Raw genomic sequence first — 26,246 nt, 5'->3', positions numbered from 1 at the left:
TCGTATTGGCGGATTCGCTCCTCACTCCGCCGCCTCCGCAAAGCCGATGCTCGCCATGGGGCGGAACTCGTGCTTGTCCTTGCCGGACACGCGTTCCGACCAGGGATCGACCTGCGCGAATTGCTGGGAAAAGACGAAGCGGTCGTAATAGGCCCGGCGCTTTTCCAGATCATCGAGGGTCTGGCGGCGTATTTCGTCAAGGCCGACGCGTTTCGCCCATTTATAGATGCGCTCGAGATAGCGGGCCTGTTCGCGATACATCTGCACGAGGGCGACGATGACTTCGAGCGCCTCGTCTTCCGTCTTGACGAGGCCGAGTACTTCCGTGCCCTTGATATCGAGGCCGGCGGCGCCGGCGAAATGGATCTCATAGCCGGAATCGACGCAGATCGCCCCGACATCCTTGCAGGTAGCCTCCGCGCAATTGCGCGGGCAGCCCGACACCGCCATCTTCACCTTGGCCGGCGTCCATGAGCCCCACATGAACTTCTCGATGCGGATGCCGAAGCCGGTCGAATCCTGCGTGCCGAACCGGCACCAGTCGGAGCCGACGCAGGTCTTCACCGTGCGCAAGCCCTTGGCATAGGCGTGGCCGGAGACGAAGCCCGCCTGGCCGAGCTCGGCCCAGACGGCTGGCAGGTCCTCCTTCTTGACGCCGAGCATGTCGATGCGCTGGCCGCCGGTGACCTTCACCATCGGGATGTCGAACTTGTCGACGACATCAGCGATGGCGCGCAGCTCCTTCGCCGAGGTCACGCCGCCCCACATGCGCGGTACCACCGAATAGGTGCCGTCTTTCTGGATATTGGCGTGCACGCGTTCGTTGACGAAACGCGACTGGTAGTCGTCGGCATATTCATCCGGCCAGTCGCAGACAAGATAGTAGTTCAGCGCCGGACGGCATTTGGCGCAGCCGCAGGAGGTCTTCCATTCGAGCTCCTGCATGACGGCCGGGATCGTCTTCAGCGCCTTCGCCTTGATGAGCCGGCGAACATCGTCATGCCCGAGATCGGTGCAGCTGCACATGGGCTGCACGGCCGTGGGTTTATAGGTATCGCCCAGCGTCAACTTCATGAGCTGCTCGACGAGGCCGGTGCAGGAGCCGCAGGAGGCGGAGGCCTTGGTATGGGCGCGCACGTCGTCGAGCGACGTCAGCCCCTTCTCAGTAATTGCGCCGGTGATCTTGCCCTTGCATATGCCGTTGCAGCCGCAGATCTCCGCATCATCCGGCAAGGCTGCAACGGCCGCCGTAGGGTCCAGCGGGGACCCTCCCTGGTAGGCCTGTCCGAAGATGAGCGTATCGCGCATCTCCGAAACGTCGGTCCCCTTCTTGAGCATGTCGAAGAACCATGCCCCGTCGGAGGTCTCGCCATACATGACCGCGCCGACGATGCGGTTCTCCTTGAGGACGAGGCGTTTGTAGACCCCGACCGCGGCATCGCGCAGCACGATCTCCTCGCGGTCGTCGCCATCGGCGAAATCGCCTGCCGAGTAGAGATTGATGCCGGTGACCTTGAGCTGCGTCGCAGTCTCGACCGGGCGGAAGGCGGCATATTCCTTGATCAGCGTCTTGGCCACGACGCGCGCCATGTCATAGAGCGGCGCCACCAGGCCATAGCAGATGTTCTCGTGCTCCACGCATTCGCCGACCGCGAGAATATCGGGATCGGAGGTCACCATCTGGTCGTTGACGACGATGCCGCGCTCCACATAAAGCCCGGCATCAATAGCGATCCGCGCCTCGGGACGGATGCCGACCGCCATCACCACGATATCGGCGGGATAGATGGTGCCGTCTTCGAGCAGCACGGCCTCGACACGCTCCTCGCCCAGGACCGCCTTGGTCTGCGCCTTGACATGCACCTTGATGCCGCGTCCCTCGAGCTCCTTCTTGAGGAGATAGCCGGCCGCGGGGTCGAGCTGGCGCTCCATCAGGTGGCCCATGAGGTGGAGCACCACCACGTCCATGCCGCGCAGCTTCAGGGCGGCGGCCGCTTCGAGGCCGAGCAGGCCGCCGCCGATGACGACCGCCTTGGCGCCCGGCTTGCGCGCCGCCTCCACCATGGCATTGACATCGTCGAGATCGCGGAAGGCCATGACGCCCGGCAGCTCGCGGCCGGCGATCGGGATGATGAAGGGCGCCGAACCGGTGGCGATCAGCAGCTTGTCATAGGGGGTCTCGCCCCCCTTGGAGACGACGACCTTGCGCTTGCGGTCGATCCTGGTGACGGTCTCGCCGAAGCGGCAGGCGACACCGTGCTCGGCATACCAGGCCGCATCATGGGTGACGATATCGCCGAAGGTCTTCTCGCCGGCCAGCACCGGCGAGAGCATGATGCGGTTGTAATTGCCGCGCGGTTCGGCGCCGAAGAGCGTGACGTCGAAAGCGCCAGGTGCGGCATCGAAGAGATGCTCCAGCGCCCGGCCCGAGGCCATGCCGGCGCCGATGACGATGAGTTTCTCGCGCATGGGGCGATCCATCCTGGGTCCAATCAATGCGTGTCAGGCGGTGACGCCGGCCGGCGCCGAGGCAGCGCGGCGCTCGATCCGCCGGATGGCGAGATGCATCCAGGCGAGCGAGACCGCGACGACGACGAAGAGCAGGAGGAAGCAGCTCGACCAGAGGCCGGTCGCGTCCTTCAGCGCGCCGAAGGCGATGGGCAGGACGAAGCCGCCGAGCCCGCCGATCATGCCGACGAGGCCGCCGACCGCCCCGACGCTCTCGGGGTAATAGACCGGGATGTGCTTGTAGACGGCGGCCTTGCCGAGGCTCATGACGAAGCCGAGCGCGAAGACGACGACCACGAAGACGAGCGGCGTGATGGCGATGGGCAGGATGCCGGGCGTCGCCGGCAGCGACAGGATCAAGGTCGTGATCGCCGCGACGAGCAGCATGAGATACATCACGGTCCGTGCGCCGATGCGGTCCGACAGCACGCCGCCATAAGCCCGGAACAGACTGCCGGGAATGGAATAGGCGGCGGCCACCATGCCGGCGGTTTCGAGGTCGAAGCCATAGACGCCGACGAGATAGCGCGGCAACCAGAGCGACAAGGCGACGAAACCACCGAAGGCGAAGAAGTAATAAAGCGAGAAGCGCCAGACCTGCAGGCTCTTGAGCGGCTCGAGCTCTTGCAGAAAGCTTTTTTGAACACGAGCGGCGCGGTTCCGAAAGGCCGGATCATCCGATGTCGTGAACCAGAAGACGACGGCCATGAGGGCGAGCACCGCCGCCCAGATCTCGGCCACCGCCTGCCAGCCCCAGGCGATGAGCACGAAGGGGGCAAGGAACTTGGTGACCGCGGCGCCGACATTGCCGGCGCCGAAGATGCCGAGCGCCGTGCCCTGCTTCCCGGCCGGGAAGAAGGGCGAGACATAGGCCACGCCCACCGCGAAGGAGCCACCCGCGAGACCGACGCCGAGGCCGGCGATCAGCATCTCCGGATAGGTCCGGGCATAGGCCAGCGCGAAGGTCGCCGCCGCCGAGGCGAGCATGGTGAGCGTATAGACGAGGCGACCGCCGTAGCGGTTCGTCCAGATGCCGAGCAGGAGGCGCACGAGCGAGCCGGTCAGCACGGGCGTGCCGACGAGGAGGCCGAATTCGGTCTCGGTGAGGCCGAGGTCCTGTTTGATACGGATGCCGATGATCGCGAAGATCGTCCAGACCGCGAAGCACAGTGTGAAGGCGATCGTCGACATCCAGAGCGCCCGTCCCGGTGCACCGGCGTCCGTCGGCTCAAGTCGAGAGAAGATGGCCATGGCTTGAAACGCGAGGGATCGCGTCCTCTGTCGCTGCGGTGAAAACGAAAAAAGCTGCAGGCCAGGGTTTCGCGTGCCCGTTACGGGCCGCACGAGATCCTGATCAGCAGCTTTGCCTGGGAGACGCCCGTCGTTGGACGTCAGTGGCCTCTTCGGCCTCGAACGAGATGAAGCAGGAAGCGTGCCAAGCTCTTCTGTGGGGGAATTATCGAATGTTTCCAAAGAGTCGAAGGCTGCGAGCTGCTGCCCGCCGAAATGGCCGCGTCGACTAAATGGTGATCATCGATGCTCGCATCTGCACAGCGATCGTGCAGTGCAGCATCGAGCAAGATTTACCCTCCCCTTGAGGACGGGGCTGTCGCCTATGAGAGCTTCGTCCCCTCTCCCCGGCGGGGAGAGGGACAGGGTGAGGGGGATGACTCTTTGAGATGAGAGGAATTCCCCCCTCACCCGGCCGCCTATCGAACTCGGGCTTGCCCGAGTTCGATATTTGAAAGCCGAAGTCGGATTTATCCGACTTCGCTCGGCCGACCTCTCCCCGGCAGGGAGAGGTGAAACGAGCGTCGCGCGGATTATATGCGATTGCCTGTCCTCAAGGGGAGGGTAGAACCTGCTGCCCCGCGATATAGCCGTCGATGGCGTCGGGATCGAAACGGCCACCGTCGAAGAAGCCGTCGGGGCCGAGCGTCAAGCTCGCGCCGCTGGACCCCACGGGCGTTGCCCGCGCCAGCGCGCCTTCGACCTTGGCATTGGCCGCCGGCAGCGCGACGCCCAGCGGCTTCAGCGCCGCCCGGTAAAGGTCCGGCCGATAAGTCTCGCTGGCGATCGCCGCATTCGCCTTGTCGTGCGGAATCTGCCCCCAGCGCACCATCTGCGTGTAGAACCAGAGCGCGTGGCTCTTCCACGGAAAGGTCGCGGCCTTGGCCTGCGGCACGAAGAAATCCGCGACCGTGGCCACCCGGTCGCCCCCGATCCGCATGGCGCCGGAGAAGGCCGGCATCATCCAGTCCAGCGGCCGATCGATATAGGCGGGGCCGGCGAGAAGCGCCGCCAGCGTCTCGCGGTGCTCGGGGCCCGCACACCAAACGGCTGCCTTGTAGAGCGCCCGCAGGAGCGCGGCGAGCGCCTCCGGATGCCGCTCGGCCCATTCAGCCTGGACGCCCAGCACCTTCTCCGGGCTCGACCGCCAGATGGCGGCCTTCACCGTCGCGATATGGCCATGGCCAAGGACGACGGCGGCCGTATTCCAGGGTTCGCCGACGCAGTAGCCGTCAACCGTGCCGGCACCGAGCGCATCGGCCATCAGCGGCGGCGGCAGGATGACGATCTCGACGTCGCGGTCGGGATCGATGCCGCAGGCGGCGAGCCAATAGCGCAGCTCGTAGACATGACCGGAATGGGGATGCACCACGGCGAAACGCGGTACGCGGCCCCGACGCCCGGCGAGCGCAGCCTTCAGCGCGCGGCCATTTTGCGCCGCATCGAGATCGTGGCCCGCACCCTGCGCGGCCATCGCTTCCCACAGTGCGTTGGATACGGTCACGGCATTGCCGCCGAGACCGAGGGCCATCGGCGCGATGGTGTGCGCGGCGAGCGGCGTCAGCCCCAGATTGCAGGCGATCGGCATCGGCGCGAGCATATGCGCCACCTGGAAATGGCCGACGGCCAGCCGGTCGCGGATATTCGCCCAGGAGGTTTCACGCACGAGCGTGAGATCGATGCCTTCCCCTTCGGCGAAGCCCTTTTCCTTGGCGGCGACAATGAGCGCGCTGTCGAGCAGCGGCATGAAGCCGGCGGTGATCGTGTGGCGCTCGCTCATTCGTCGTCTCCCGGCTCGAGCAACCCCGCTGCGGTGGTCAGGCTCTGGGCGATCTCCACGATCTTGCGGTTCTGGTTCATGGCCGTCTTGCGCAGGAGCGCATAGGCCTTGTCCTCGGAGAGCCCCCGCGATTTCATGAGAATGCCCTTGGCGCGTTCGATCAGCTTGCGGTTCTCGAGCTCGCTGCGCGCGTCATCGAGCTCGCGCATCAGGCGGGAATAGGCGTTGAAGCGGCTTACCGCCGTGTCCAGGATGGGCTTGACCCGCTCCTTTTTCAGCCCGTCGACGATATAAGCCGAGACGCCGGCCTCCACCGCCGCCTCGATCGAGGCGAGATCGGAATGGTCGACGAACATGGCGATCGGCCGTTTCACGGCGCGCGACAGCTGGAACATGTTCTCCAGCATGTCGCGGTTGGGATTGCCGAGGTCGATGACGATGACATCCGGATTGATCTCCGCGATGCGCCGCGCGATACCGTCGATCTCATGCACCACGGTGACGTTCTCGTGGCCGGCCTCGCGTAGCCCCGCCTCGATGATCGAGGCGCGGATGCGGTTCTCATCGATGACCAGGACGGCGAGGTCGCGAGACGTCATAGGCGCATATTGCCCAGCCACGGGCTCGGGGCAATGCGGCAATCCATGACCTTGCCCGGCGGTGTGCGCTCCGGCCACAGTGGCGACGACGCGCCGCGGGCATCCGCCAGCGCCGCAGGCGATGAGACAATGGAGGCTGTCATGGCCAAGCAAGAGATCGAGATCCGCACCGAGGACGGCGTCGCCAAGGCGAGCCTCTTCCTGCCAGTGAAGCCTCCGGCCGGCGCGCAGCCGGGCGTCATTCTCTACATGGATGCTTTCGGGCTGCGACCGGCGCTCGACGACATGGGCGCGCGGCTTGCCGGCGCGGGCTATGTCGTGCTCATCCCCGATCTTTTCTATCGCTTCGGCGACTACGGGCCGCTCGACGCCAAGACCGCCTTCTCGGATCCGGAGACCCGCGACACCATCATGCGCATGATGAAAGAGACGACGTCGGACAAGAACCGGCGCGACAGCGGCTCCTTCATCGAGGCGATCACGCGGGCGGGCGCCACGGGCAAGATCGGCGTCGTCGGCTATTGCATGGGCGGCGGACGCGCACTCACGGCGGCGGCCGCCTATCCCGACCGCATCGCTGCGGCCGCGAGCTTCCACGGCGGCAATCTGGCAAGCGACACGCCGGACAGTCCGCATCGCCTGGTCTCGTCGATCAAGGGGCGCGTCTATATCGGCTCCGCCGGCGTCGACCGGAGTTTTCCGCCGGAGCAGTCGGCGCGGCTCGCCGAGGCGTTGCGCGCCGCGGAGGTCGACCATATAGTCGAGAACTATGTCGGCATGGCCCACGGCTGGGCGGTCTCCGACCACGGCGTTTATGACGAGCAGGGCGCCGAACGCCACTGGACGCGCCTCACGACGCTCTTTGCCGAATGCCTCTCGTGAGCGGGCGGTGGCGAGCGACCTCCGCCCCTATTTCCGCAGCTTCACGACATCCCCGGCCGGCGGAAACAACCGCGATGCGGCCTCGATAAGCTCGTGATGCTTGAAGGGCTTGGTGATCACCGTCGTTCCGAGGAAGGCGCGTGGCAGGTTTTCTCGACCATAGCCGCTGACGAAAAGGAAGGGCACCTTGCGACGCGTCAGCGCGGCGGCGACATCGTCGACAGGCCGCCCGTGCAGGTTGCCGTCGACCAGCGCTCCGTCGAGGCGCTCACCCTCGATGATTTTGAGGGCCTGTTCGGCCGTTCCAGCAGGCCCGACGACCTCGGCTTTGGCCTCTTCCAGGATCGTGGCGAGCTCCAGCGCCACGAGCGGCTCGTCCTCCACGATCAGAAAGCGCCGGCCGGCGATCCGCCCCGGCACCTCGTCCCCGGAAGAGCCATCCTGAACGGATTTGGCAGCCCTCAGTGGTGAAGCTTGCCGCCGGGTCTCGGAGGCCGGCGTCGACGGCAGGGGCAGCCTGATGTCCCAGGTCATGCCATCCGCGCGGTAGGAGGCATGCGCCGCGCCGCCTTCGGCCTTTATGCTCTGCTCGATCAGCGTGGTGCCGAAGCCGCGTCTCGTCGGGGCCGTGACGGCCGGGCCGCCGCGCTCCGCCCAGCTCAGGGTAAGAAAGCCATCGTCGACGGTCCAGTTGACGGCGATGTGCCCGCGCTCGGTCGACAGGGCGCCGTATTTATTCGCATTCGTGCCGAGTTCGTGCAGCACCAGCGCCATATGCAGTGCGAGTTGCGGCGCCAGCCGAACCTGTGGCCCGGAGGCGGTGAGGCGCGCCTCATCAAGGGTCCCGAGCCGCAACTGATCCTGGATGAGCTCGGCCAGTTGAGCGCCTTGCCAGGTTGCCTCGCTCAGAAGCGAATGGGCGCGCGCCAGCGCCTGGATCCGGCCTGAAAAGTTGTCCGCGAAATCGCCGGGTGACGTGGAATGGCGCAGCGTCTGGGTGGCGATCGCCTGGACGGTGGCGAGCGTATTCTTGACGCGGTGGTTGAGCTCACCGATGAGCAGGCGTTGCGTCTCCTCGGCGCGCTTGCGTTCGGTGATGTCGAGGATCTGCGCATTGACCGAGACGAGCTTGCCCGTCCCGTCCAGGAGCGCGGAGTTATACCACTCGCATTCGATAAGCGACCCGTCCTTGCGGTAGCTGCGGTTGACGTGCACGCCACGGGTCGCCTCGCCGGCCAGCATGTCGGCCGAGAGGGCGGCGAAATCCGCCGCATCGTCCTCATGCACCCAGCGTAGATCGACGGCGCGTCTGCCGACGACTTCCGGCGCGCTCCAGCCGAAGATGCGCTCGGCACCCTTCGACCAGCCGATCACGCGCATCTCGGCATCGAACTCGACCATGGCCAAGGGCGAATTGTCGCCGTGCGCCTGGAGGCGGCGGAGCGCGGCGCTCAGCCGGTCGGCGCCGGCCCGCAGTTCGTCACGTTGGCGCGCGAGCTCCTCCTGCTGGCGCGCAAGCTCGAAGAAGACCTCGGCCTTGGTCCGCAGCATCTGCGGATCGACCGGCTTCAGGAGGTAATCCACCGCTCCCGCCTCGTAGCCGCGGAAGCGGCGCCGCTCGTCTGTCGCCACGGCGGTGATGAAAATGATCGGGACGCGTCGTGTCCGCTCCGTGCCGCGCATCAGTTCCGCGAGTTCGAAGCCGTCCATTCCGGGCATCTGAACATCGAGCAAGGCCAGCGCGAAATTATGGACGAGCAGGAGTTCGAGCGCCTCCGTGCCGGAGCGCGCCTTGATGAGCTCCAGGCCCTCGCGGCGCAGCAGCGCGTCGAGTGCGAGAAGGTTCTCCTCGACATCATCCACCAGCAGGAACTTGACCCGTTCAGGCGAGGCCATGGCCGAGCTCCATGTCAGCGGCAAGGGAGGCAGTTCTGCGATAGATGCGCTCCGTCGGGGCGAAATCCGCAAAGCTGTCGGCGTGACGCGAAAATCGCAGGCTCTCCCTGGCTCCGAGGCCGAGAAAACCGCCCCGCACCAACGCGTCCTTGAACAGTCCGATCGCGCGGTCCTGCAAGTCACGGTTGAAATAGATGAGTACATTGCGGCAGGACACGAGCTGCACCTCCGCAAAGACGTGGTCCGCCACCAGATTGTGCTGCGCGAAAACGGCCCGCGAGCGAAGCGTCTTGTCGAAAACCGCCGCTCCATAGGCGGCCGTGTAGTAGTCCGACAACGATGACCGGCCGCCCGAGTTGCGATGATTTTCGGTGAAGAGGGCGATGCGGTCGAGCGCATAGATCCCGGCTTCGGCTTTCTTCAGGGCGGTCGGATTGAGCTCCGTCGCATAGAAGATCGTGCGGTCCTCGATGCCCTCTTCACGGAACAGGATGGCGAGCGAATAGAGTTCCTCGCCCTCGCCGCAGCCCGCGACCCAGACCTTGAGCGAGGGATAGGTTTTCAGATGCGGCACGACCTTCTCGCGCAAGGTGCGGAAAAACGACGGGTCGCGAAACATCTCGCTGACCTGAATGGTCAAGAAGTCGAGGAGCTTCGGCAGCATGGCGGGTTCGTGCAGCACCTTCTCCTGAAGCATCGACAGGCTGCGACAGCCGAAATGGTGTTGCGCCTGAACCAGGCGGCGCGTCACGGAACCCAGCGAATAGCCGCGGAAATCGTACTGGTAGCGTTGATAGATCGCCTCCAGCAGCAACGCGATCTCGATCTGTTCGGCTGGTTTCGACACAGCCCCCACCCTACCGTGGCATCCAGACGCGGACGAGCGAGAGCAGCTTGTCGATGTCGAGCGGCTTGGCCAGATAGTCGTTCGCGCCGGCCGCGAGGCATTGCTCTTGGTCGCTCGCCATGGCCTTCGCCGTCAGCGCGATGATCGGAACATTGCGCCACTGCGGACGGCTCCGGATCTGGCGGGTCGCCGTGAGGCCGTCCATTTCCGGCATCATCACGTCCATCAGCACGAGGTCGATGGACGGCGCGCCGTCAGCGGCCCGCTCCAGTGCCTCGATGGCCTCGCGCCCGTTGCGGGCGATCTGCACGATGGCGCCATGTGGCTCGAACAGGCTGGTGAGTGCATAGACGTTGCGCACGTCGTCTTCGACGACCAGCACGCGCCGGCCTTCGAGCGCGGAATCCCGGTTGAGTGCCTTCGCCAGCATTCTCTGCTGGTTTTCGGGAAGCTCCGAAACGACCTGGTGAAGAAAAAGCGTCACCTCGTCGAGAAGACGTTCGGGAGATTTGGCGCCCTTGATGATGATGGACTTGGAGAACTTCCTGAGACGGAGTTCCTCATCCTGCGTGAGGTCGCGGCCGGTGTAGACGATGACGGGCGGGAAGGCGAAACTATCGTCCCGACTGAGCTGTTCCAGGAGGTCGAAGCCCGAGGTGTCCGGCAAGCGAAGGTCGAGCACCATACAATCGAAGGTGTCGGCCTTGAGCAGCGCCAGACAGTCCGCGGCGGTCTGTGCCCCGACCGTCTCCACATCGCGCGAGGCGAGCAGCAGCCGAATGCTGTCGAGCTGCTCGGCGTCATCCTCGATGATCAGCACGCGGCGCATGCGCTGCGCCAGACGCGTTTCGAGACCTTCCAGTGCCTGCACCAGCTGCTCGCGCTTGACGGGCTTCAGCATATAGCCCACCGCGCCGAAGGAGAGCGCGGTCTGTGTGTAATCGCTGACTGAGACCACATGGACTGGAATGTGGCGGGTGCGCAGGTCGTGTTTCAGGCGATCGAGAACGGACAATCCCGTATGATCGGGAAGCCCGACATCGAGAATAACCGCATGCGGCAGATATTGCCGGGCGAGCAGCAGGCCTTCCTCCGCCGTTTCGCCGACGAGGCATTGGAAGCCGAGCTCGTGCGCGAGGTCGCAAAGAATGCGGGCGAAGGCCAGGTCGTCCTCGACCACGAGGATGACGCGGCTGTCGCCGCTGAGGCGCTCGCGGTCATCCTCGATCGGCCGTGGGCGGGCAACGGGCGGTGGGCTGCCGCCGGCATCGGTCGACGAGCCGCCAGCCGGCGGCCATTGTAGGGCCGGAGCCCGGACCGAGCCCAGTGCGGCGACGGACGCGCGCGGCTGCACCTGTTTGGCGTCGTAAACCTCGGGAACGACCAGGGTGAAGGCGCTGCCTTGCCCGACCGTGCTCTCGACCTCGATCTCGCCCCCGAGAAGGCGTGCGAGCTCGCGCGAGATCGACAGGCCGAGCCCGGTGCCGCCGTATTTTCGGCTGACGGTTCCGTCCGCCTGCCGGAAGGCCTCGAAGATCGCCTCCTGCTCCTCGGCCGGGATGCCGACGCCGGTGTCGCGCACGGTGAAGGCGACACGATCGCCGCCGCGCCTGGCAACGCTCAGGACGACGTCGCCTGCCTCGGTGAACTTTATTGCATTCGACAGGAAGTTCTTGAGAACCTGCTCCAGCCGCTGCGGGTCAGTCTCGACTTCAATCGGTGCCCCGGCTTGCACCTCGGTGCGAAATACGAGGCCCTTGCCGGCCGCAATCGTCTGGAAGCCGTCCTTGAGCTTGTCGACGATCTGCGAGACCCGCATCGAATGGGGCTGCAGCTCCAGCCGTCCGGCCTCGATCTTGGAAATATCGAGGATGTCGTTGATGAGGACGAGCAGGTCGTTGCCGGAGGTCTCGATCGTCTCGGCATATTTGACCTCGTCCGCCGTGAGACGGCCGTGGCGGTTGTCGGCCAGAAGCCGCGCCATGATCAGCAGCGAGTTCAGCGGCGTGCGCAGCTCGTGGGACATATTGGCGAGGAATTCGGACTTGTAGCGGCTCGCCTGTTCGAGGTCACGCGCCTGGGCCTGGAGGGCCGCCTGGGCGCGGCTCAGGTCGTCGCGCTGCACTTCGAGCAACTGGGTCTGTTCTTCGAGCTGCGTATTCGTCTGTTCGAGCTCCGCCTGCTGAGTTTCGAGCCGGGCCTGCGACTCGCGCAGCGAGCGGCTTTGTTCTTCGAGTTCCTCGTTGGCCGCCCGCAGCTCTTCGCTTTGCGCCTGGAGTTCCTCGGCCTGCTGCTGCGTCTCCTCCAGCAATTCCTGAAGACGGGTGCGGTATTTGGCGGAGCGCACGGCCACGCCGATCGATTCCGCAAGCCGTTCGAGCAGTTCCAGATGGGCCTCGTCGGGTCGCTTCATGAAGCCGAGCTCGAAGACCGCGTTGGTCACACCGTCCGCTTTCGCGGGCGCGATCAGCAGGTGCCGCGGCTTGCCCTGCCCGAGGCTCGAACCGAAGTAGAGATAGTCGTCCGGCACCGGATGAACGAGAAAGCTGCGTCCGTCCTTCGCCGCTTGGCCCAGCAGGCCGTCGCCCGGCCGGATACGGTCGGGAACAGGGGCATCGGCCGGCACTCCATAGACGCCGGACCGGTGGTAGCCCTCACCGTTTTCGATGAACAGGGCACCGGCCTGGGCGCCGAGATAATCCGCCAGGAAGCGCAGGATATTCTGGCCGAGCTGCTCGAGCCGCTGCTCGCCCCGGGTCACCTCCGCAAGGCCCACCTGTCCCGCCTGCAGCCATTCCTGCCGGCGAACCGCTAGCTTGTTCTTGATGAAGAAATAGCCGGTGATGCCGATGACCCAGGCGGTCAATACACCCAGCATCCGGTTGTTCTGCGCGACGTCCGGATCCACACCGGGGGGCGCGAGCAGAAAGCCGATGGTCACGAGGACGGTGGCGATCGCCGCGATGCCGGGCGGCACGAGCGGCCGCGAGACGAGATAGGCAAGGACGGTGGGGAGGAGATAGACGACCCAGATGGCCGTGCCCAGCGGCATGAAGAGGTCGGCAAGGAAGGGCAGGACCACTAGAACGGCCAGTAGTCCGTAAAGCGCCGGCTCGATCTTCTGCTCGAAAGCAAACTTCATCCAGGACGTCTCTCGTATCGTGCGGCTCGGCCGTGAACCATCCGCCCCGCAGGAGCCGGATCCACGGGGTCTGCGCAGAATGCCATATCTAGCAGAAGGGGTGCAGGTCCAGAGGGCATATCGTCCGGTAGTACGCTACCGGCTCACGGCAAGGCGCCGCATGACGTTGCAGCCGACCGAGCCGACCGAGCAGACCGGCGATGTTGCGCTGCCATCGGCTCCGCGCCGCAAAGCCCCGTTCAGCTGGCTTTCCCCGTCAGGCGATGCATGAGGTGGCCGCCCGCATAGTCGCGATCGGGCCGGTAGGGGGAGATGTCGATATTGGGCTGGTCGTGCCGGGCGAGTTGCGCGATCAGCCTGCCTGTTATCGCGCCGAAGGTGACGCCGAGATGGCCGTGGCCGAAGGCGTAGAGCACATTCGGCACGCGCGGCGAGCGGCCGATCACCGGCAGCGAATCCGGGGTCGAGGGGCGTGAGCCGACCCAGCGGCTCGCAACCTTAACCTCGAGATCGCGAATGAGGTCCGCCGCGCCCTCGAAGATCCGCAGCGCCCGTTCGTGGTCCGGTGGTGCATCAATTTCGGCGAACTCGGCCATGGTCGACATGCGCAGGTCACCCTCCATGGGCGTGATCGACACATTGCGATCGCCCGAGACGATCGGCGTCTTCGGCAAAACCTGCGGTTCGCCGATCATGATGTGATAGCCGCGCTCGGCTGCCAGCGGGATCGCGTCGCCGAGATCACGCACCAGGCGCCGCGACCAGGCGCCCGCCGCGATCACGACGAGGTCGCAAGGATGCCGGCCGCGATCCGTGACGACGGCCCCTATGCCCGCATCGCCACCTTCGAAGGCGAGCACCGTCTCCTTTGCGAGCTCGCCGCCGCGCGCCCGGAAAGCCGCGACGATCGCCTCCGTCAGCCGCAGCGGATTTGTGGTCGTGCGCACATCGGGAAAGAAGATGCCCTTCCGCACCTTGTCCGACAGGGCCGGCTCGATCGCTTTGAGCTCCGCGGCGTTCATCTCGCGCAGCGCGATGCCGGTGCGGCGGCGCAGCTCCATGCCGTAGCGGGCCTTGGCGAAAGTCTCGTCCGTCTCGAAGGCCGCGATGAGGCCGTTGCCATAGATCAGTTCCGGCCGGCCGATCTCGGCCAAGAGGTCGTCATAGGCCTCGCCCGCATGGGCGAGCAGGGCGGCGCGGGCGTGGCTGATCGCCTCCACCCGTTCGGGCTTCAAGGTCTGCGCGAATTTGAGGAACCAGGGCAGGACGCGCGGCAGGTGTTTCCAGCGGATGATCAACGCATGCCTTGGGTCGAGCAGCATGCGCGGCACGCCCTTGAGCATGCCCGGCATGCCGAGCGGCGGTGTCGAGGCAAGGCCGATGCTGCCGGCATTGCCGTAGGACGCGGCCCGGCCGGGCTCGTCCTTCTCGATCAGAAGAACGTCGAAGCCAGCCCGCCGGAGCGCATAGGCGCAACAGGCGCCGACGATACCCGCGCCGACCACGACCGCACGTGTCGCTTGTTCCTTTGCCGCCGAAGTGGCTGCCATCCGATTTCACCGCCTGAGCAGAGCCTAGCCAAAACGATCGTGACGGCGCGTCTTTGGGGGCGGCCGACCGCGATGATGTCATCACTTTTCGCAGCCCGCGCGCAACGGCATCTCGCAAGGCTCCTTTGGATGGTTCGCGAAACGCGGCAGGCGCGCCGCGCGCCTCGGGCCTGAGGGGGACATCGTGGCCTGCCGGATTTCAGGCGGGAAAGAGCCGGCCGTCGCCGGCATTCCAACCGAGGGTAACGGCCTCGCCCTGGGCGATCAGAGGACCGGTCGCGCCGTAGGGCTGCTCGACGGTCATCTCGATGTCGCCTGCGTTAAGGCGCACGACATACTGCACGGTCGAGCCCGCGAAGATCGCCTGGCGCACGGTGCCTTTGATCGAAGCCGCGAGCGCGGCGCCCGGCCCGGCTATGCGGACGAGCTCGAAACGCAGCACGAGAAGCCCTTCCCGGCCTTGCGGCGCTTCGCCGACAATGCAGGCGAATTCCTGCCCGGCGAAGGCGACGCGCGCGGTCTCGCCCTCACAGGCGACGACGCTGACGGGCAGGAGATTGGCGTGGCCGATGAAACTCGCGACGAAGCGCGTGGCCGGCGCGTCATAGAGCGTCTGCGGCGAGGCGATCTGCTCGATGCGGCCGGCATTCATCACCGCGACCTGGTCCGACATGGCGAGGGCCTCGCCCTGGTCATGGGTCACGAAGATGAAGGTGGTGCCGGTCTCCTGCTGAATGCGCTTCAACTCGATCTGCATCTGGTGGCGGAGCTTCAGGTCGAGCGCGCTGAGCGGCTCGTCGAGCAGGAGAACCTTCGGCCGTTTCACGAGCGCCCGGGCGAGCGCCACACGCTGCATCTGGCCGCCGGACAGTTGCGCGGGCTTGCGCCGGCCGAGATCGGTGAGGCCGACGAGTTCCAGGGCCGCGCCGACGCGGCGGCGGATCTCGGGCTTCGGCAGCCGCTCGGCTTCCAGTCCGAAGGCGATATTCGCCTCGGCCGTCATGTGCGGAAACAAAGCCCAGCGCTGAAAGACGATATTGGTCGGCCGCCGGTAGGGCGGCACGTCGGTCATATCCTGGCCGGCGATGCGGATCGAGCCGCAATCCGGCGCCTCGAAGCCGCTCAGCATTCTGAGCGTCGTCGATTTGCCGCAGCCGGAGGGGCCAAGCAGCGAGAAGAACTCGCCGCTCTCGACGACGAAGGAGATATCGTCGACCGCGCGATGGGCGGCAAAATGCTTGGAGACGCCGAGGACTTCAACGGTTCCGGACACGGATATCACCCTGCGAGCCAACTCCGCCGCACTATAGCCGCGCATAGGCGATGTCCACTGCCCGGCGCGAGCGGGACCGCCATTCGGCGGGTTATCGCGCGCTAGTTCAGCTGCTTGCGAAACGGCCACGGACGAAGGTCGTTCGCCGCGGGGGCAATCGCGCTGTTTCTCGGCCGCAGCGATGAGACCTGTCCTTTTACCAACTTTTAAGGTACTCTTTGCGCTTAAGCGGTCCGTTGACTAGCAGCGGTCTACACCCTGACGGCTTCCGTGCGGGGATCATACCCTCCGGAGCGGCGATGACAGATATCACGGACAGTTCGGAACTCTTGCCAGCACTGCGCGCCTTGCTCGATGACCAGGTCCTGCACCAGCCGGACCAGCTCCTCGATCTGCTGCCGGTAGGGGTCTATGTCTGTGATCGGAACGGTTTGATCGTCCGCTACAATCGTGCCGCGGCGGAGCTTTGGGGGCGGAAACCCGTCATCGGCGACCCGGCGGAGCGCTTCTGCGGCTCCTATCGTCTCTACAAGCTGGGCGGGGATCATGTTCCTCATGCAGAATGCCCGATGGCCGCGGTTATCGCGACGGGTCATGGTCTGCGCGATCAGGACGTCGTGATCGAACGTCCCGACGGCAGCCGTATTGTTGCGCTCGTCAATATCGAACCGATTACGGACGACGCGGGGCATGTCGTCGGCGCCGTCAATGTCTTCCGCGACAACACGGCCCAGCGTCGTCGGCTGCTCGCTATGGAGGCCGGCTCCCCCACGGCCGAGTCCATCCTTCAAGCGGTTCCGGCCGCGATCTACGCCACGGACGCCGCCGGGAGGATTACCTTCTACAACGCCGCCGCGGTCGAACTCTGGGGCGTGGCGCCCGAACTCGACCGTAGCGAGTTCTGCGGCTCCTGGAAGCTCTACTGGCCAGACGGCACGCCGCTGCCCCACGACGAATGCCCGATGGCCATGGCCTTGAAGCAAAAGCGGCCGGTCTTCGGCATGGAGGCCATCGCCGAAAGGCCGGACGGCAGCAGGGTGCCCTTCGCTCCCTATCCGATGCCGCTCTTTGGTAGCTCGGGCGAGCTCGTCGGCGCCGTCAACATGCTCGTGGACATCTCGAGCCGTGACGTGAACAGCCGGGCCGCCTATCGGCTCGCGGCAATCATCGAGTCGTCAGACGATGCGATCCTGGCCAAGGATCTCGACGGCGTCATCACCGATTGGAACCAAGGCGCGGAGCGGCTATTCGGCTACACGGCCGAGGAGATCATCGGCAAGCCCGTCACCATCCTCGTTCCGGCCGAGCGGCACGATGACGAGCCGGCCATTCTCGATCGCATTCGTCGTGGCGAGCGTATCGAGCACTACGACACGATCCGGCAGCGCAAGGACGGCACCCTGGTCGACGTGTCGCTCTCGGTATCTCCGGTCAAGAATGCCTTCGGCACCATCATCGGTGCGTCCAAGATCGCCCGCGACATCACCGAGCGAAAGCGCGCGGAAGAGCGCCAGCAGCTGCTGCTGCGGGAAATGGACCATCGGGTCAAGAACCTCTTCACGCTCTCGGCGAGCGTGGTCACGCTGAGCGCGCGCTCGGCCAAGACCCCGCAGGAACTGGCGAATGCCGTGCGGGAGCGGCTCGGCGCCTTGGCGCGCGCCCATGCGCTGACCCTGCCGAAGATCCTGGATGACGGCCGCCGCGCCGAGCCGTCCACCATGCTGCACGCGCTACTCAGAACGATTGTCTCCCCTTACGACGAGGAGGCACGGGAGGACGCGCGCATTTCGGTCAGCGGGCCCGATATCGAGATCACCGGCACGGCCGTCACCAGCTTCGCGCTGCTTCTGCACGAATTCACGACCAATGCCGCCAAATACGGCGCCCTGTCGATGCCGACCGGTCGTATCAAGGTCGAGTGCTTCGAGGAGGGGCCGTGCTTCGTCCTGAAATGGCAGGAGCAGGGCGGGCCGCCTGTCGACGCCGAGACGGGGACAGGCAGTGAAGGCTTCGGCAGCCTGCTCGCCCGCGCGACCGTGAAAGGCCAGCTCGGTGGCGAGATCCTGCGCGAATGGAAGCCGGACGGGCTGACGATCCGGCTGTCGGTGACGCGGGACCGCTTGGCGGGATAGCGCGGTCTCCTCCCCCACTGGACGACGGTCGGCCGTCATTTCGAACAAATCCGTCCCTGCGACGTTTTCGGTTCAGCGGTCACGCTCGTGCTGAATGATGCCCGGGCCTCTGCCGCGGAAGCAGGGAGGTATCGATGCCCGCCAAATCGAAAGCCCAGCAGAAGGCCGCCGGGGCGGCGCTTGCCGTCAAGCGCGGCGAAAAGAAGACCAGCGAGCTGAAAGGCGCGTCCAAATCGATGGCCAAGTCGATGAGCGAGAAAGAGCTCCACGACATGGCTTCGACGAAGCGCAAGGGCAAACCCGAACACGCTGCGAAATCCTGATTCGATCACCGTGCGGTCACCGTCCCGTGGATTTTGGCGACATCGATCAGTCGCCTTTCTTGACGTGAACCGGTATCCACTTCGCGCGAGAACGCTTTAGGATCCCGCGCGGCCGAGCGTGGCGGACCACGTTTGGCGGCGGCAGGAACAGGTGCGGGTATCGAGGATGGGAACCGACATCAGTCCGCATCTCGTCGTCTGCGGCGAGGCACTCGTCGATTGCTTTGCGACGGTCGAGCGGTCGCAGATCGTTATGCGCGGCGTGCCCGGTGGCTCGCCCTTCAATCTCGCGGTCGGCCTCGCACGCCTCGGCCGTCCTGTCGCTTTTCTCGGCGCTCTCTCCGGCGACGCCTTCGGCCGCCACCTCAGGGACAGCCTGGTGGCGGAGGGCGTGTCGACGGATTTCGTCAAGCGATCCGACCGGCCGACACCGCTCAGTGTCGTCTCCACCGCCACGGACGGTACTGTCGATTACAGCTTCCGCAATCACGAAGCCGCCGACTACGATCTCGATGAGCGTGACCTGCCGCGGGATCTGCCCGCCTCGGTCTCCTGCATCGCGGTCGGCTCCTACGCGCTGGCGCTCGAGCCCACCGGCACGGCGATCGAGCGTTTTGCGGCGGAACATGCGGACCGCTGCGTCATCTCCTTCGATCCCAATGTGAGGCCAGGCCTCATCCGCGATTCTGCGGCCTGGCGGTCCCGTTTCGGGCGCATTGCAGGCTTTGCGGGGATCGTGAAGGTGAGCGCCGAAGATATTGCGCTCGCCTTCGGCCGCGAGGCTGATCCGCGTGCCCTGGCACGGGAATGGCGTGCTTCGGGCGTGCCGCTCGTCATCGTAACGCGCGGCGCGGATCCCGTGCTCGCCTTCGGCGCTTTCGGCGAGATCGAGCGGCCGGTCGAGCCGGTGGCGGTGGTCGACACCGTGGGCGCGGGCGATTCCTTCCACGCCGCCCTGCTCGCCTTTCTCGATGCCGCCGACCGGCTGTCGCGATCGGCGCTGCAGAGCCTCGAGCCGACATTCGCCGCGGCGATGCTGGCCTATGCGGCGAGCGCAGCGCGCATCACCTGCGGCCGGCGCGGCGCCGATCTGCCCTATGCGAAAGAGCTGCGCGGCTGAACGGGACCGGGGCGTTTTGTCAGGCGACGCGGAATTCGATGTCGCCGACGCCGTCCACATGCCCCTTCATGATGTCGCCCTTGGCAACGGGGCCGACGCCCGACGGCGTGCCGGAAAAGATGAGATCGCCGGGGGCCAGGGTGAACAGGCCCGACAGATAGGTGATGATCTCCGGCACCTTCCAGATCATCTGGTTGAGATCGCCCGTCTGGCGGCGCTCGCCGTTGACGTCGAGCCAGATGGCGCCGTCGCTCGGATGACCGACCGCCGAGGCGGGTTTGACGGGACCACAGGGGGCGGAGCGCTCAAAGGCCTTGCCGACCTCCCAGGGGCGGCCCATGTCCTTGGCCTTGCCCTGCAGATCGCGGCGCGTCATGTCCAAGCCGACCGCATAGCCGAAGACATGATCGAGTGCCCGTGCCAGCGGAATATCACGGCCGCCCTGGCCCAGAGCGACCACCATCTCGATCTCGAAATGCACGTCGTTCGATTGCGGCGGATAGGGGAAATCCCCACCGACAAAGACGTTGTCCGGATTCTTCTGGAAGAAGAACGGCGGCTCCTTTTCCGGGTCGTGCCCCATCTCGATGGCATGGGCGGCGAAATTGCGCCCGACGCAATAGACGCGGCGGATGGGGAAGACGGCATCCGTGCCGATGACGGGCAGGCACGGCACAGGCGGCGGCTCGATGACGTAACGAGCTCTGACGTCGGACGTTTCCATGGGCTTGGGCTCCTTGTCGGCAGCGCAGCCGACGTAAGCCTTGCTTAGCGCCGATCTCTCCGCGCCGAAAGAGGCCGTGCCATCTCGCAGGCCGCCGTCTGAATGCGTCAGACGCCGGTCGGCTCGACCTCGGGCGCCTCTTCGGCCGGCTCCAGAGGCCAGCGGGCACGCGCTGGCGTCGTGAGGTCATCGGTGAGGCCGAGCCTCAGACGCTCCAGGCCTGCCCAGGCGATCATGGCGCCATTGTCGGTGCAGAGCGCCGGCGGCGGCGTGACCAGCCGGAGGCCCGCCTCGGTGGCGAAGCGCGTCAGCGCGCCGCGGATCGCCTGGTTGGCCGCGACGCCGCCGGCCACCACGAGTGCGGTCGGCCGGCCTGCCTCCGCCTGGAAGGCGCGCAGCGCCACGCGGCTGCGATCGACGATGACATCGACGACGGCCGCCTGGAAGGAGGCACAGAGATCGGCCACGTCAGTCGCGCTGAGCGGCGCGATGCGCTCGGCCTCCAGCCTGACCGCCGTCTTGAGACCGGAGAGCGAGAAGTTCGGCACCTCGCGTCGCAGCATGGGGCGCGGCAGATCGAAGCGCTCGGGATCGCCGCGCAGCGCCTCCTTCTCCACCTCCGGGCCGCCCGGATAGGGCAGTCCCAGCATCTTGGCCGTCTTGTCGAAGGCCTCGCCGATCGCATCGTCGACCGTCGTGCCGAGGCGCACGTAATCGCCGACGCCGCGCACGCAGACGAGCTGGGTATGCCCGCCCGACGCGAGCAGCAGCAGATAGGGAAAACCGATGCCGTCCGTGAGCCGCGCCGTCAGCGCATGCGCTTCCAGATGGTTGACGGCGATCAGCGGCTTGCCGGCCACGAGCGCGAGCGCCTTGCCGGCGGTCAAGCCGACGATGACGCCGCCGATGAGCCCGGGGCCGGCGGCGGCGGCAATGCCGTCCATGTCCGCGAGCTCGAGCCCGGACTCGGCCAGCGCACGGGCGATCAATCCGTCGAGAACTTCGACATGGGCGCGCGCGGCGATTTCCGGCACGACGCCGCCATAGGCCGCGTGATCAGCGATCTGGCTGCGGATTTCGTTGGCGAGAATGCGGCCGCGCCCGTCCTCGCCGTTTTCGACGACGGCCGCGGCCGTCTCGTCGCAGGTGGTCTCCAGACCCAGTATACGCATGAGCACCAAAGCACGGGACCGGCGGTTCCGCGTCGCAGTTTCGGAAATGCCCCCGATCCACCTATAGTCTCATGATCGACGATCCGCCAACACGGCAGATATCATTGAGACGGCTTCCGTTCGGCCGTCGTCCACAGTCTGGTTGATCCTTGGAGTCACGTTTTGGCGTTTTCCATCCCTGATCGCTTGGTCATCGGCACACGCAGCAGCCCGCTGGCGCTGGCCCAGGCCGAGGAGACGCGCGCCCGCCTTGCCGCGGCCAGCGGCCTTGCTCCCGAGGCGTTGCTGCTCTCTGCCATGACGACAACCGGCGACCGCATCCAGGATCGGGCGCTCGCCGAGGCGGGCGGCAAGGGGCTCTTCACCAAGGAGCTCGATATCGCGCTGATGGAGGGCCGAATCGACCTCGCTGTCCATTCCGCCAAGGATCTGCCGACAGACCTGCCCGACGGCCTGGTGATCGCCGGCTTTCTGCCGCGCGAAGATGTGCGCGACGTGTTCATCAGCCGCCGCGCCGAGAGCCTTGCCGCCCTGCCGGCCGGCGCCGTCGTCGGCAGCGCTTCGCTGCGCCGGCAGGCACAGGTGCGGCGCCTCAGGCCCGACCTTGTCGTCACTCTCCTGCGCGGCAATGTCGGCACGCGCCTTGCCCGCATCGAGCGTGGCGATATCGACGCGACACTGCTCGCTCTCGCCGGCCTCAAGCGCCTGGGGCGCGAGGGCGAGGCGACCGCCATCCTCGACGTCGACAGTTTCCTGCCGGCGGTGGGGCAGGGCGCCATCGCGCTCGTCACACGCGCCGGCGACGCGACGACCATTCAGGCGCTTGCGTTGATCGCTCATGGCGAGACCGGCATCGCGCTTGCCGCGGAGCGGGCCTTTCTGCGCGTGCTCGACGGCTCCTGCCGCACGCCGATCGCCGGCCACGCGACAGTCGATGGCGATGGGGTGCATTTTCGCGGGCTGCTGCTCTCGCCGGACGGCAGCCAGGCCGTCGCGGTGGAGCGGCGGGGTGCGGTGGCCGACGCAGCCATGCTTGGTGCCGACGCAGGGCGCGAGGTTGTGGGCCGCGCCGGACCGGGGCTGCTCAGCTGATGCGCGTCCTGGTGCTCCGGCCGCGCACTGCAGGCGAACGCACGGCGGCCCGTTTGCGGGCGCGCGGTCACGAGGCGGTGCTCGCGCCGGTGACGGCGATCGCCCCGCTCGACGCGCCGCCCCCGGCCGGTCCTTTCTCTGCAGTGCTGGTGACGAGCCCGAGTGCCTTTGCCGCGCCGATTCCGGATGGGTTGAAGGAGCTGCCCCTGCTAGCCGTCGGCGGCCGCACGGCCGAGGTGGCGCGGGGGCGCGGTTTCCGCAACGTCGAAAGCGCCGATGGCGATCGGCATGCCCTCGTGGCGCACGCTGCGCAGCGGTTGCCGGCAGGCGCGCGGCTGCTGCTCGTGCAGGGCCGCGATCACAAGGAGGACACCGCCGCACTCTTGGCGGCGGCCGGGCTGACGCCCGTGCCGTGGATCGCCTATGCCGCGGAGACGCTGCCGGCCCTATCGGAGAGTGCCGCATCGGCGCTCGGTGAGGGGCGGATCGATGCTGTTCTCCACTATTCCCGCCGCAGTGCCGAAACCGCGCTTGCCCTCGCGGAGGCAGCTGGTCTTGCGCGGCCATTTCTCGCAGGGCTGCAGGTCTGCCTGTCGGCCGATGTGGCCGAGCCCTTGGTTCGCGCCGGTGCGGCGCGCATCGTGACGGCCGCCGAACCGCAGGAAGAGGCGCTCTTCGCCGCGCTCGGCGACTGATCAGGCTGATCCGGCCCGGGTTGCGGCTCGCCACCAACCACGCTTGGATGGTATGACCGCGACGACGAACGCAGGCGAGGCGAATGTATCTACCGGGAGCTGCTGAATGACCGACGAAACGGCCATGAACCGACCCGCGCAGCCCGGGCGCGGCAAGTTGCGGCGCAGTCCGGCCACCCTCGATCTCACGCCGGCTTCCGTCGAGGAGACGACGCCCGCCGAGACGGGCACCGGCTCTTCGCCTGTGACGGAAGAGCCATCGGCCGATTCGCCGGCCGCGGGGGAAGGCGCGCCGCCCCCAGCGCCCTCCACGGACACGCCCGGTGCGGCGGATGAGCCGTCGCCCGCCGCGGTTCAAGAACCTGCGGCAGCCCCAGCCGGCGAATCGGAGCCGCCCGTCGCACGGCCCGAGCAACCGGAGAATCCGCCGCCGTCCGCGCCCCCATCTGGCACGTCCATGCGCTCGCTGGCCTTGGCGGCCCTGCTGGGCGGGGTGGCTGGTGCGCTCGTCACGATCGTCCTTCAGCCGATGATGATGCCGGTCGACAATACGGCGGCGCGCCTCGCGGTGCTGGAGCGCGGTCTCGCCGCGCGGGAGAACGACGTCGGCCGCGGCGACTTCGACGCATTGAGCGGGCGCGTGAATGATCTGACGTCCCAAATCGCCAAGCTCGGTCAGGACCTCACTGCGACGACAGAGAAGGCGGATGCGGCCGCCAACCGCGTCGGGGCCCTCGAATCATCAACAAGTGGCGCCCAGGCCGGCGTTCCGCCGGAAGCCGTTCAGGCCCTGGAGCAGCGCCTCGGCACAATGGAAGCGGCGGTGCGGGCGATCAACCCGCAGCGCCTTGCGGCTTCCTCCAACGAGGCCACCGAGCAGTCACGGCGCGTCGGCACCCTGACCGCGCAGGCTCTCCTGGCCCAGGACGTTTTGAGCCGCGTGACGCGCAACGAGGCCTTTGCGCCTGTCCTCGACAGGCTCGCGGAGCTCGGCGTGCCGGGGGATCGCCTGCGTGCGCTGCGCACGGCGGCCACGGACGGGGTGCCGAGCCTCGCCGCGCTCAGAGATGAATTCGCGGGCCTGACGGAGCGGCTGACGGCGCCGCAGAACCCAGCTCCCGCCGATACTGATCTTACAAACCGCCTGTTGACCGGCATCCGCGGCCTCGTGCGGATCCGTCCCGTTGATGGCGAGTCCGGCAGCACCGAGGCCGGCGTTGCTGCCGTGACCCATGCGCTGGCGGATGGCGATGCGGCAGAGGCGCTCACGGCCTGGCGTAACCTGCCAGAGCCGGCACGGCAGGCCTCCGCCGAATGGGGGGCTCGCCTCGAGCGGCGGGTGATGGTGGAAGAGGCGGCGCAACAGCTTGCCGATGACACCGTTGCGGCGCTTGCCACCGAGCCGCAGGCGAACACGGGCGGCGGAGGGAGGCCATGATCCGGGTTCTCGCCTTCCTCGCACTACTTGCGCTCGTTGCCCTTGGCGCATCCTGGCTCGCCGACCGCCCCGGCGAGGTCGCCGTAATCTGGCAAGGCTACCGCATCGAGACCTCGCTCGCCGTGCTTGTGGCGGCCATCTTGGCGCTCGCCTTCGTGCTGGTTTGCCTCTGGTCGCTGGTGCGCATGATTATCGGCCTGCCGGGCATGATCGCCTTCACCTCGCGCATTCGGCGCCGCAACCGCGGCTATGTGGCGGTATCGCGCGGCATGGTAGCGGTGGGCGCCGGGGATCCGACGGCCGCGCGGCGCCATGCCCATGATGCCGAGCGCTGGCTCGGCCGCGAGCCGCTGACGCTGCTCCTCAAGGCGCAGGCGGCGCAGATTTCCGGCGACCGCAAGGCCGCCGAGGCGACCTTCACCGAAATGCTCGACGATGCCGAGACGCGGGTGCTCGGCCTGCGCGGCCTTTTCGTCGAAGCGCGCCGCAAGGGCGATGCCGTCGCCGCCCGCGCCTATGTGACCAAGGCGGTGGAGCTCGCGCCCGGCGTCGGCTGGGCGAATGAGGCGATGCTCGAATTCCAGTCCGCCGAACGCGACTGGCGTGGCGCCCTCGCCAAGCTCGAGCAGCGCGTCGCGCATCGCTCCATCGACAAGGCGACCGCTCGCCGCCAGCGTGCGGTGCTACTCACGGCCGATGCCCTCGACCGTGCCGGCAAGGAGCCGGAGGCGGCGCTCACCGCCGTGCTCTCGGCGGTGAAGCTCGCGCCCGATCTCGTGCCGGCTGCGGCGCTCGCCGGCCGGCTGCTCGCCTCCAAGGGCAATCTGCGCAAGGCCGCGAAGATCCTTGAGGCGAACTGGAAGATCGAGCCGCATCCGGATGTGGCGGCGGTGTATCTCGATCTGCGCCAGGGGGATTCGACCCTCGATCGGCTCGCCCGCGCCGAGGCCTTGGCGCGGCTGAAGCCGCGGCATCCGCAGTCGGTTCTCGCCGTTGCCGAAGCGGCGCTTGCGGCGCACGAGTTCGAGCGGGCAAGGCGGACGCTGGCACCGCTCCTCGAAGAACGGCCGACGGTCAGGGCCTGCCTGCTCATGGCGGATATCGAGGAGGCGGAGCACGGCACCACCGCCGCCCTGCGCCACTGGCTGGGGCGGGCTTCGCGTGCGCCGCGCGATCCCACCTGGATCGCCGACGGCGTGATGTCCGATCGCTGGGAGCCCGTATCACCGGTCACCGGCCGGCTGGATGCCTTCCGCTGGACGACGCCGGCGGAGCAGATCGGAACGCGCGTCACGACGGACAGCGACGCCGTGATCGCCGACGGTGACGAGCCCGCTGCCCTGCCGCCGGTGGCGAGCCTCCCGGCCGGGCCCTTGCCGGCGGAACCGGCGGCGCCGGAGCCCGGCAGTTCCCCCAAGGACGAGACAGCCTCCGGGACCGACGAGAAGGCGGAGCCCGAGGTGCCGCAACCGGTTGCCGAGGTCGAGCCGCCGGCAAAGCCCCAGCCTTCCCCGGCGACCAACGGCAAAGAGCCGGGCAGTCCGCGAAAAGCCGAGAGCCCGGCCGGCAAACGAGCGACGCCGGTGGTTTTTCCCGTCGTGCGGCCGCCGGATGATCCCGGCCCCCATGATGCCGACCTGGATGAGCCGCCGCCGAACGACCATCCACCGGTTGCAGGGCGTTTCGCCTGACGGGGGGATCGCACGTTTGGGTGATTTCTTGCCGCTGTCGATGCGGCCGGTTCTTGCCAAGCCGGCCCCAATGCGGATAAGAGGATCGCTAT

Annotated in this window: 19 protein-coding genes; 8 read left to right on the top strand and 11 right to left on the bottom strand. The window is 66.9% G+C overall.

Features of this window, described 5'->3' with window-relative positions:
- Nucleotides 1–21 precede the first annotated feature (21 nt).
- The 4 genes from nirB to ACFQU1_RS00255 form a co-directional block, all read right to left on the bottom strand.
- Nucleotides 22–2,469, bottom strand: a complete 2,448-nt coding sequence (gene nirB, locus ACFQU1_RS00270; protein ID WP_378128205.1) for a nitrite reductase large subunit NirB — start codon at nucleotides 2,467–2,469, stop codon at nucleotides 22–24.
- A gap of 33 nt (nucleotides 2,470–2,502) precedes the next feature.
- The gene (locus tag ACFQU1_RS00265) at nucleotides 2,503–3,759 is read right to left on the bottom strand and encodes a nitrate/nitrite transporter (RefSeq protein ID WP_378128204.1); all 1,257 of its coding nucleotides are present in this window, start codon (nucleotides 3,757–3,759) and stop codon (nucleotides 2,503–2,505) included.
- A gap of 592 nt (nucleotides 3,760–4,351) precedes the next feature.
- The gene (locus ACFQU1_RS00260) at nucleotides 4,352–5,578 is read right to left on the bottom strand and encodes an ABC transporter substrate-binding protein (protein WP_378128203.1); all 1,227 of its coding nucleotides are present in this window, start codon (nucleotides 5,576–5,578) and stop codon (nucleotides 4,352–4,354) included.
- Nucleotides 5,575–6,177 carry an ANTAR domain-containing response regulator gene (locus ACFQU1_RS00255; RefSeq protein ID WP_378128202.1) on the bottom strand — a complete coding sequence of 201 codons (603 nt, stop codon included), beginning with the start codon at nucleotides 6,175–6,177 and terminating at the stop codon, nucleotides 5,575–5,577. Before ACFQU1_RS00255 ends, ACFQU1_RS00260 begins: the two co-directional genes overlap by 4 nt.
- A gap of 141 nt (nucleotides 6,178–6,318) precedes the next feature.
- Between ACFQU1_RS00255 and ACFQU1_RS00250 the strand changes: the two genes are divergently transcribed.
- Complete coding sequence (locus ACFQU1_RS00250) at nucleotides 6,319–7,059, top strand: dienelactone hydrolase family protein (RefSeq protein ID WP_378128201.1); 741 nt, start codon at nucleotides 6,319–6,321, stop codon at nucleotides 7,057–7,059.
- Nucleotides 7,060–7,086: 27 nt separating this feature from the next.
- On the opposite strand, the gene ACFQU1_RS00245 is transcribed toward ACFQU1_RS00250, so the two are convergent.
- The 5 genes from ACFQU1_RS00245 to ACFQU1_RS00225 form a co-directional block, all read right to left on the bottom strand.
- Complete coding sequence (locus ACFQU1_RS00245) at nucleotides 7,087–8,955, bottom strand: response regulator (RefSeq protein ID WP_378128200.1); 1,869 nt, start codon at nucleotides 8,953–8,955, stop codon at nucleotides 7,087–7,089.
- Nucleotides 8,942–9,811 (bottom strand): CheR family methyltransferase, encoded by an 870-nt coding sequence (locus ACFQU1_RS00240; protein WP_378128199.1) that lies wholly within the window; start codon nucleotides 9,809–9,811, stop codon nucleotides 8,942–8,944. Before ACFQU1_RS00240 ends, ACFQU1_RS00245 begins: the two co-directional genes overlap by 14 nt.
- 1 nt (nucleotide 9,812) lies before the next feature.
- Nucleotides 9,813–12,944: a response regulator gene (locus ACFQU1_RS00235; protein WP_378128198.1), complete on the bottom strand. Its 3,132-nt coding sequence runs from the start codon at nucleotides 12,942–12,944 to the stop codon at nucleotides 9,813–9,815.
- Nucleotides 12,945–13,183: 239 nt separating this feature from the next.
- On the bottom strand, nucleotides 13,184–14,494 hold the full coding sequence (locus ACFQU1_RS00230) for an NAD(P)/FAD-dependent oxidoreductase (RefSeq protein WP_378128197.1): 1,311 nt from the start codon (nucleotides 14,492–14,494) through the stop codon (nucleotides 13,184–13,186).
- A gap of 199 nt (nucleotides 14,495–14,693) precedes the next feature.
- Nucleotides 14,694–15,767, bottom strand: coding sequence for an ABC transporter ATP-binding protein (locus ACFQU1_RS00225; protein WP_378128196.1), 1,074 nt, complete (start codon nucleotides 15,765–15,767; stop codon nucleotides 14,694–14,696).
- Nucleotides 15,768–16,066: 299 nt separating this feature from the next.
- Between ACFQU1_RS00225 and ACFQU1_RS00220 the strand changes: the two genes are divergently transcribed.
- From ACFQU1_RS00220 to ACFQU1_RS00210, 3 genes are all read left to right on the top strand, one after another.
- Nucleotides 16,067–17,899 (top strand): PAS domain S-box protein, encoded by a 1,833-nt coding sequence (locus ACFQU1_RS00220; protein ID WP_378128195.1) that lies wholly within the window; start codon nucleotides 16,067–16,069, stop codon nucleotides 17,897–17,899.
- 134 nt (nucleotides 17,900–18,033) lie between these two features.
- Complete coding sequence (locus ACFQU1_RS00215; RefSeq protein ID WP_378128194.1) at nucleotides 18,034–18,222, top strand: DUF3008 family protein; 189 nt, start codon at nucleotides 18,034–18,036, stop codon at nucleotides 18,220–18,222.
- A gap of 166 nt (nucleotides 18,223–18,388) precedes the next feature.
- Nucleotides 18,389–19,342 (top strand): carbohydrate kinase, encoded by a 954-nt coding sequence (locus ACFQU1_RS00210; protein ID WP_378128193.1) that lies wholly within the window; start codon nucleotides 18,389–18,391, stop codon nucleotides 19,340–19,342.
- 19 nt (nucleotides 19,343–19,361) lie between these two features.
- On the opposite strand, the gene ACFQU1_RS00205 is transcribed toward ACFQU1_RS00210, so the two are convergent.
- Complete coding sequence (locus ACFQU1_RS00205; protein ID WP_378128192.1) at nucleotides 19,362–20,066, bottom strand: fumarylacetoacetate hydrolase family protein; 705 nt, start codon at nucleotides 20,064–20,066, stop codon at nucleotides 19,362–19,364.
- A 107-nt stretch (nucleotides 20,067–20,173) separates the two neighbouring features.
- Nucleotides 20,174–21,238 carry a tRNA (adenosine(37)-N6)-threonylcarbamoyltransferase complex transferase subunit TsaD gene (tsaD, locus tag ACFQU1_RS00200; protein WP_378128191.1) on the bottom strand — a complete coding sequence of 355 codons (1,065 nt, stop codon included), beginning with the start codon at nucleotides 21,236–21,238 and terminating at the stop codon, nucleotides 20,174–20,176.
- 162 nt (nucleotides 21,239–21,400) lie between these two features.
- Between tsaD and hemC the strand changes: the two genes are divergently transcribed.
- From hemC to ACFQU1_RS00180, 4 genes are all read left to right on the top strand, one after another.
- Complete coding sequence (hemC, locus tag ACFQU1_RS00195; protein ID WP_378128190.1) at nucleotides 21,401–22,330, top strand: hydroxymethylbilane synthase; 930 nt, start codon at nucleotides 21,401–21,403, stop codon at nucleotides 22,328–22,330.
- Nucleotides 22,330–23,025, top strand: a complete 696-nt coding sequence (locus ACFQU1_RS00190) for a uroporphyrinogen-III synthase (RefSeq protein ID WP_378128189.1) — start codon at nucleotides 22,330–22,332, stop codon at nucleotides 23,023–23,025. The genes hemC and ACFQU1_RS00190 overlap by 1 nt, the downstream gene beginning before the upstream one ends.
- A 106-nt stretch (nucleotides 23,026–23,131) precedes the next feature.
- Complete coding sequence (locus ACFQU1_RS00185) at nucleotides 23,132–24,463, top strand: hypothetical protein (RefSeq protein ID WP_378128188.1); 1,332 nt, start codon at nucleotides 23,132–23,134, stop codon at nucleotides 24,461–24,463.
- Nucleotides 24,460–26,154, top strand: a complete 1,695-nt coding sequence (locus ACFQU1_RS00180; protein ID WP_378128187.1) for a heme biosynthesis HemY N-terminal domain-containing protein — start codon at nucleotides 24,460–24,462, stop codon at nucleotides 26,152–26,154. Before ACFQU1_RS00185 ends, ACFQU1_RS00180 begins: the two co-directional genes overlap by 4 nt.
- The last annotated feature ends 92 nt before the right edge of the window (nucleotides 26,155–26,246 follow it).

Source organism: Chelatococcus sp. GCM10030263, assembly GCF_042666455.1.
Taxonomy (GTDB): domain Bacteria; phylum Pseudomonadota; class Alphaproteobacteria; order Rhizobiales; family Beijerinckiaceae; genus Chelatococcus.
This window is presented reverse-complemented; position numbering and strand designations above follow the sequence as displayed.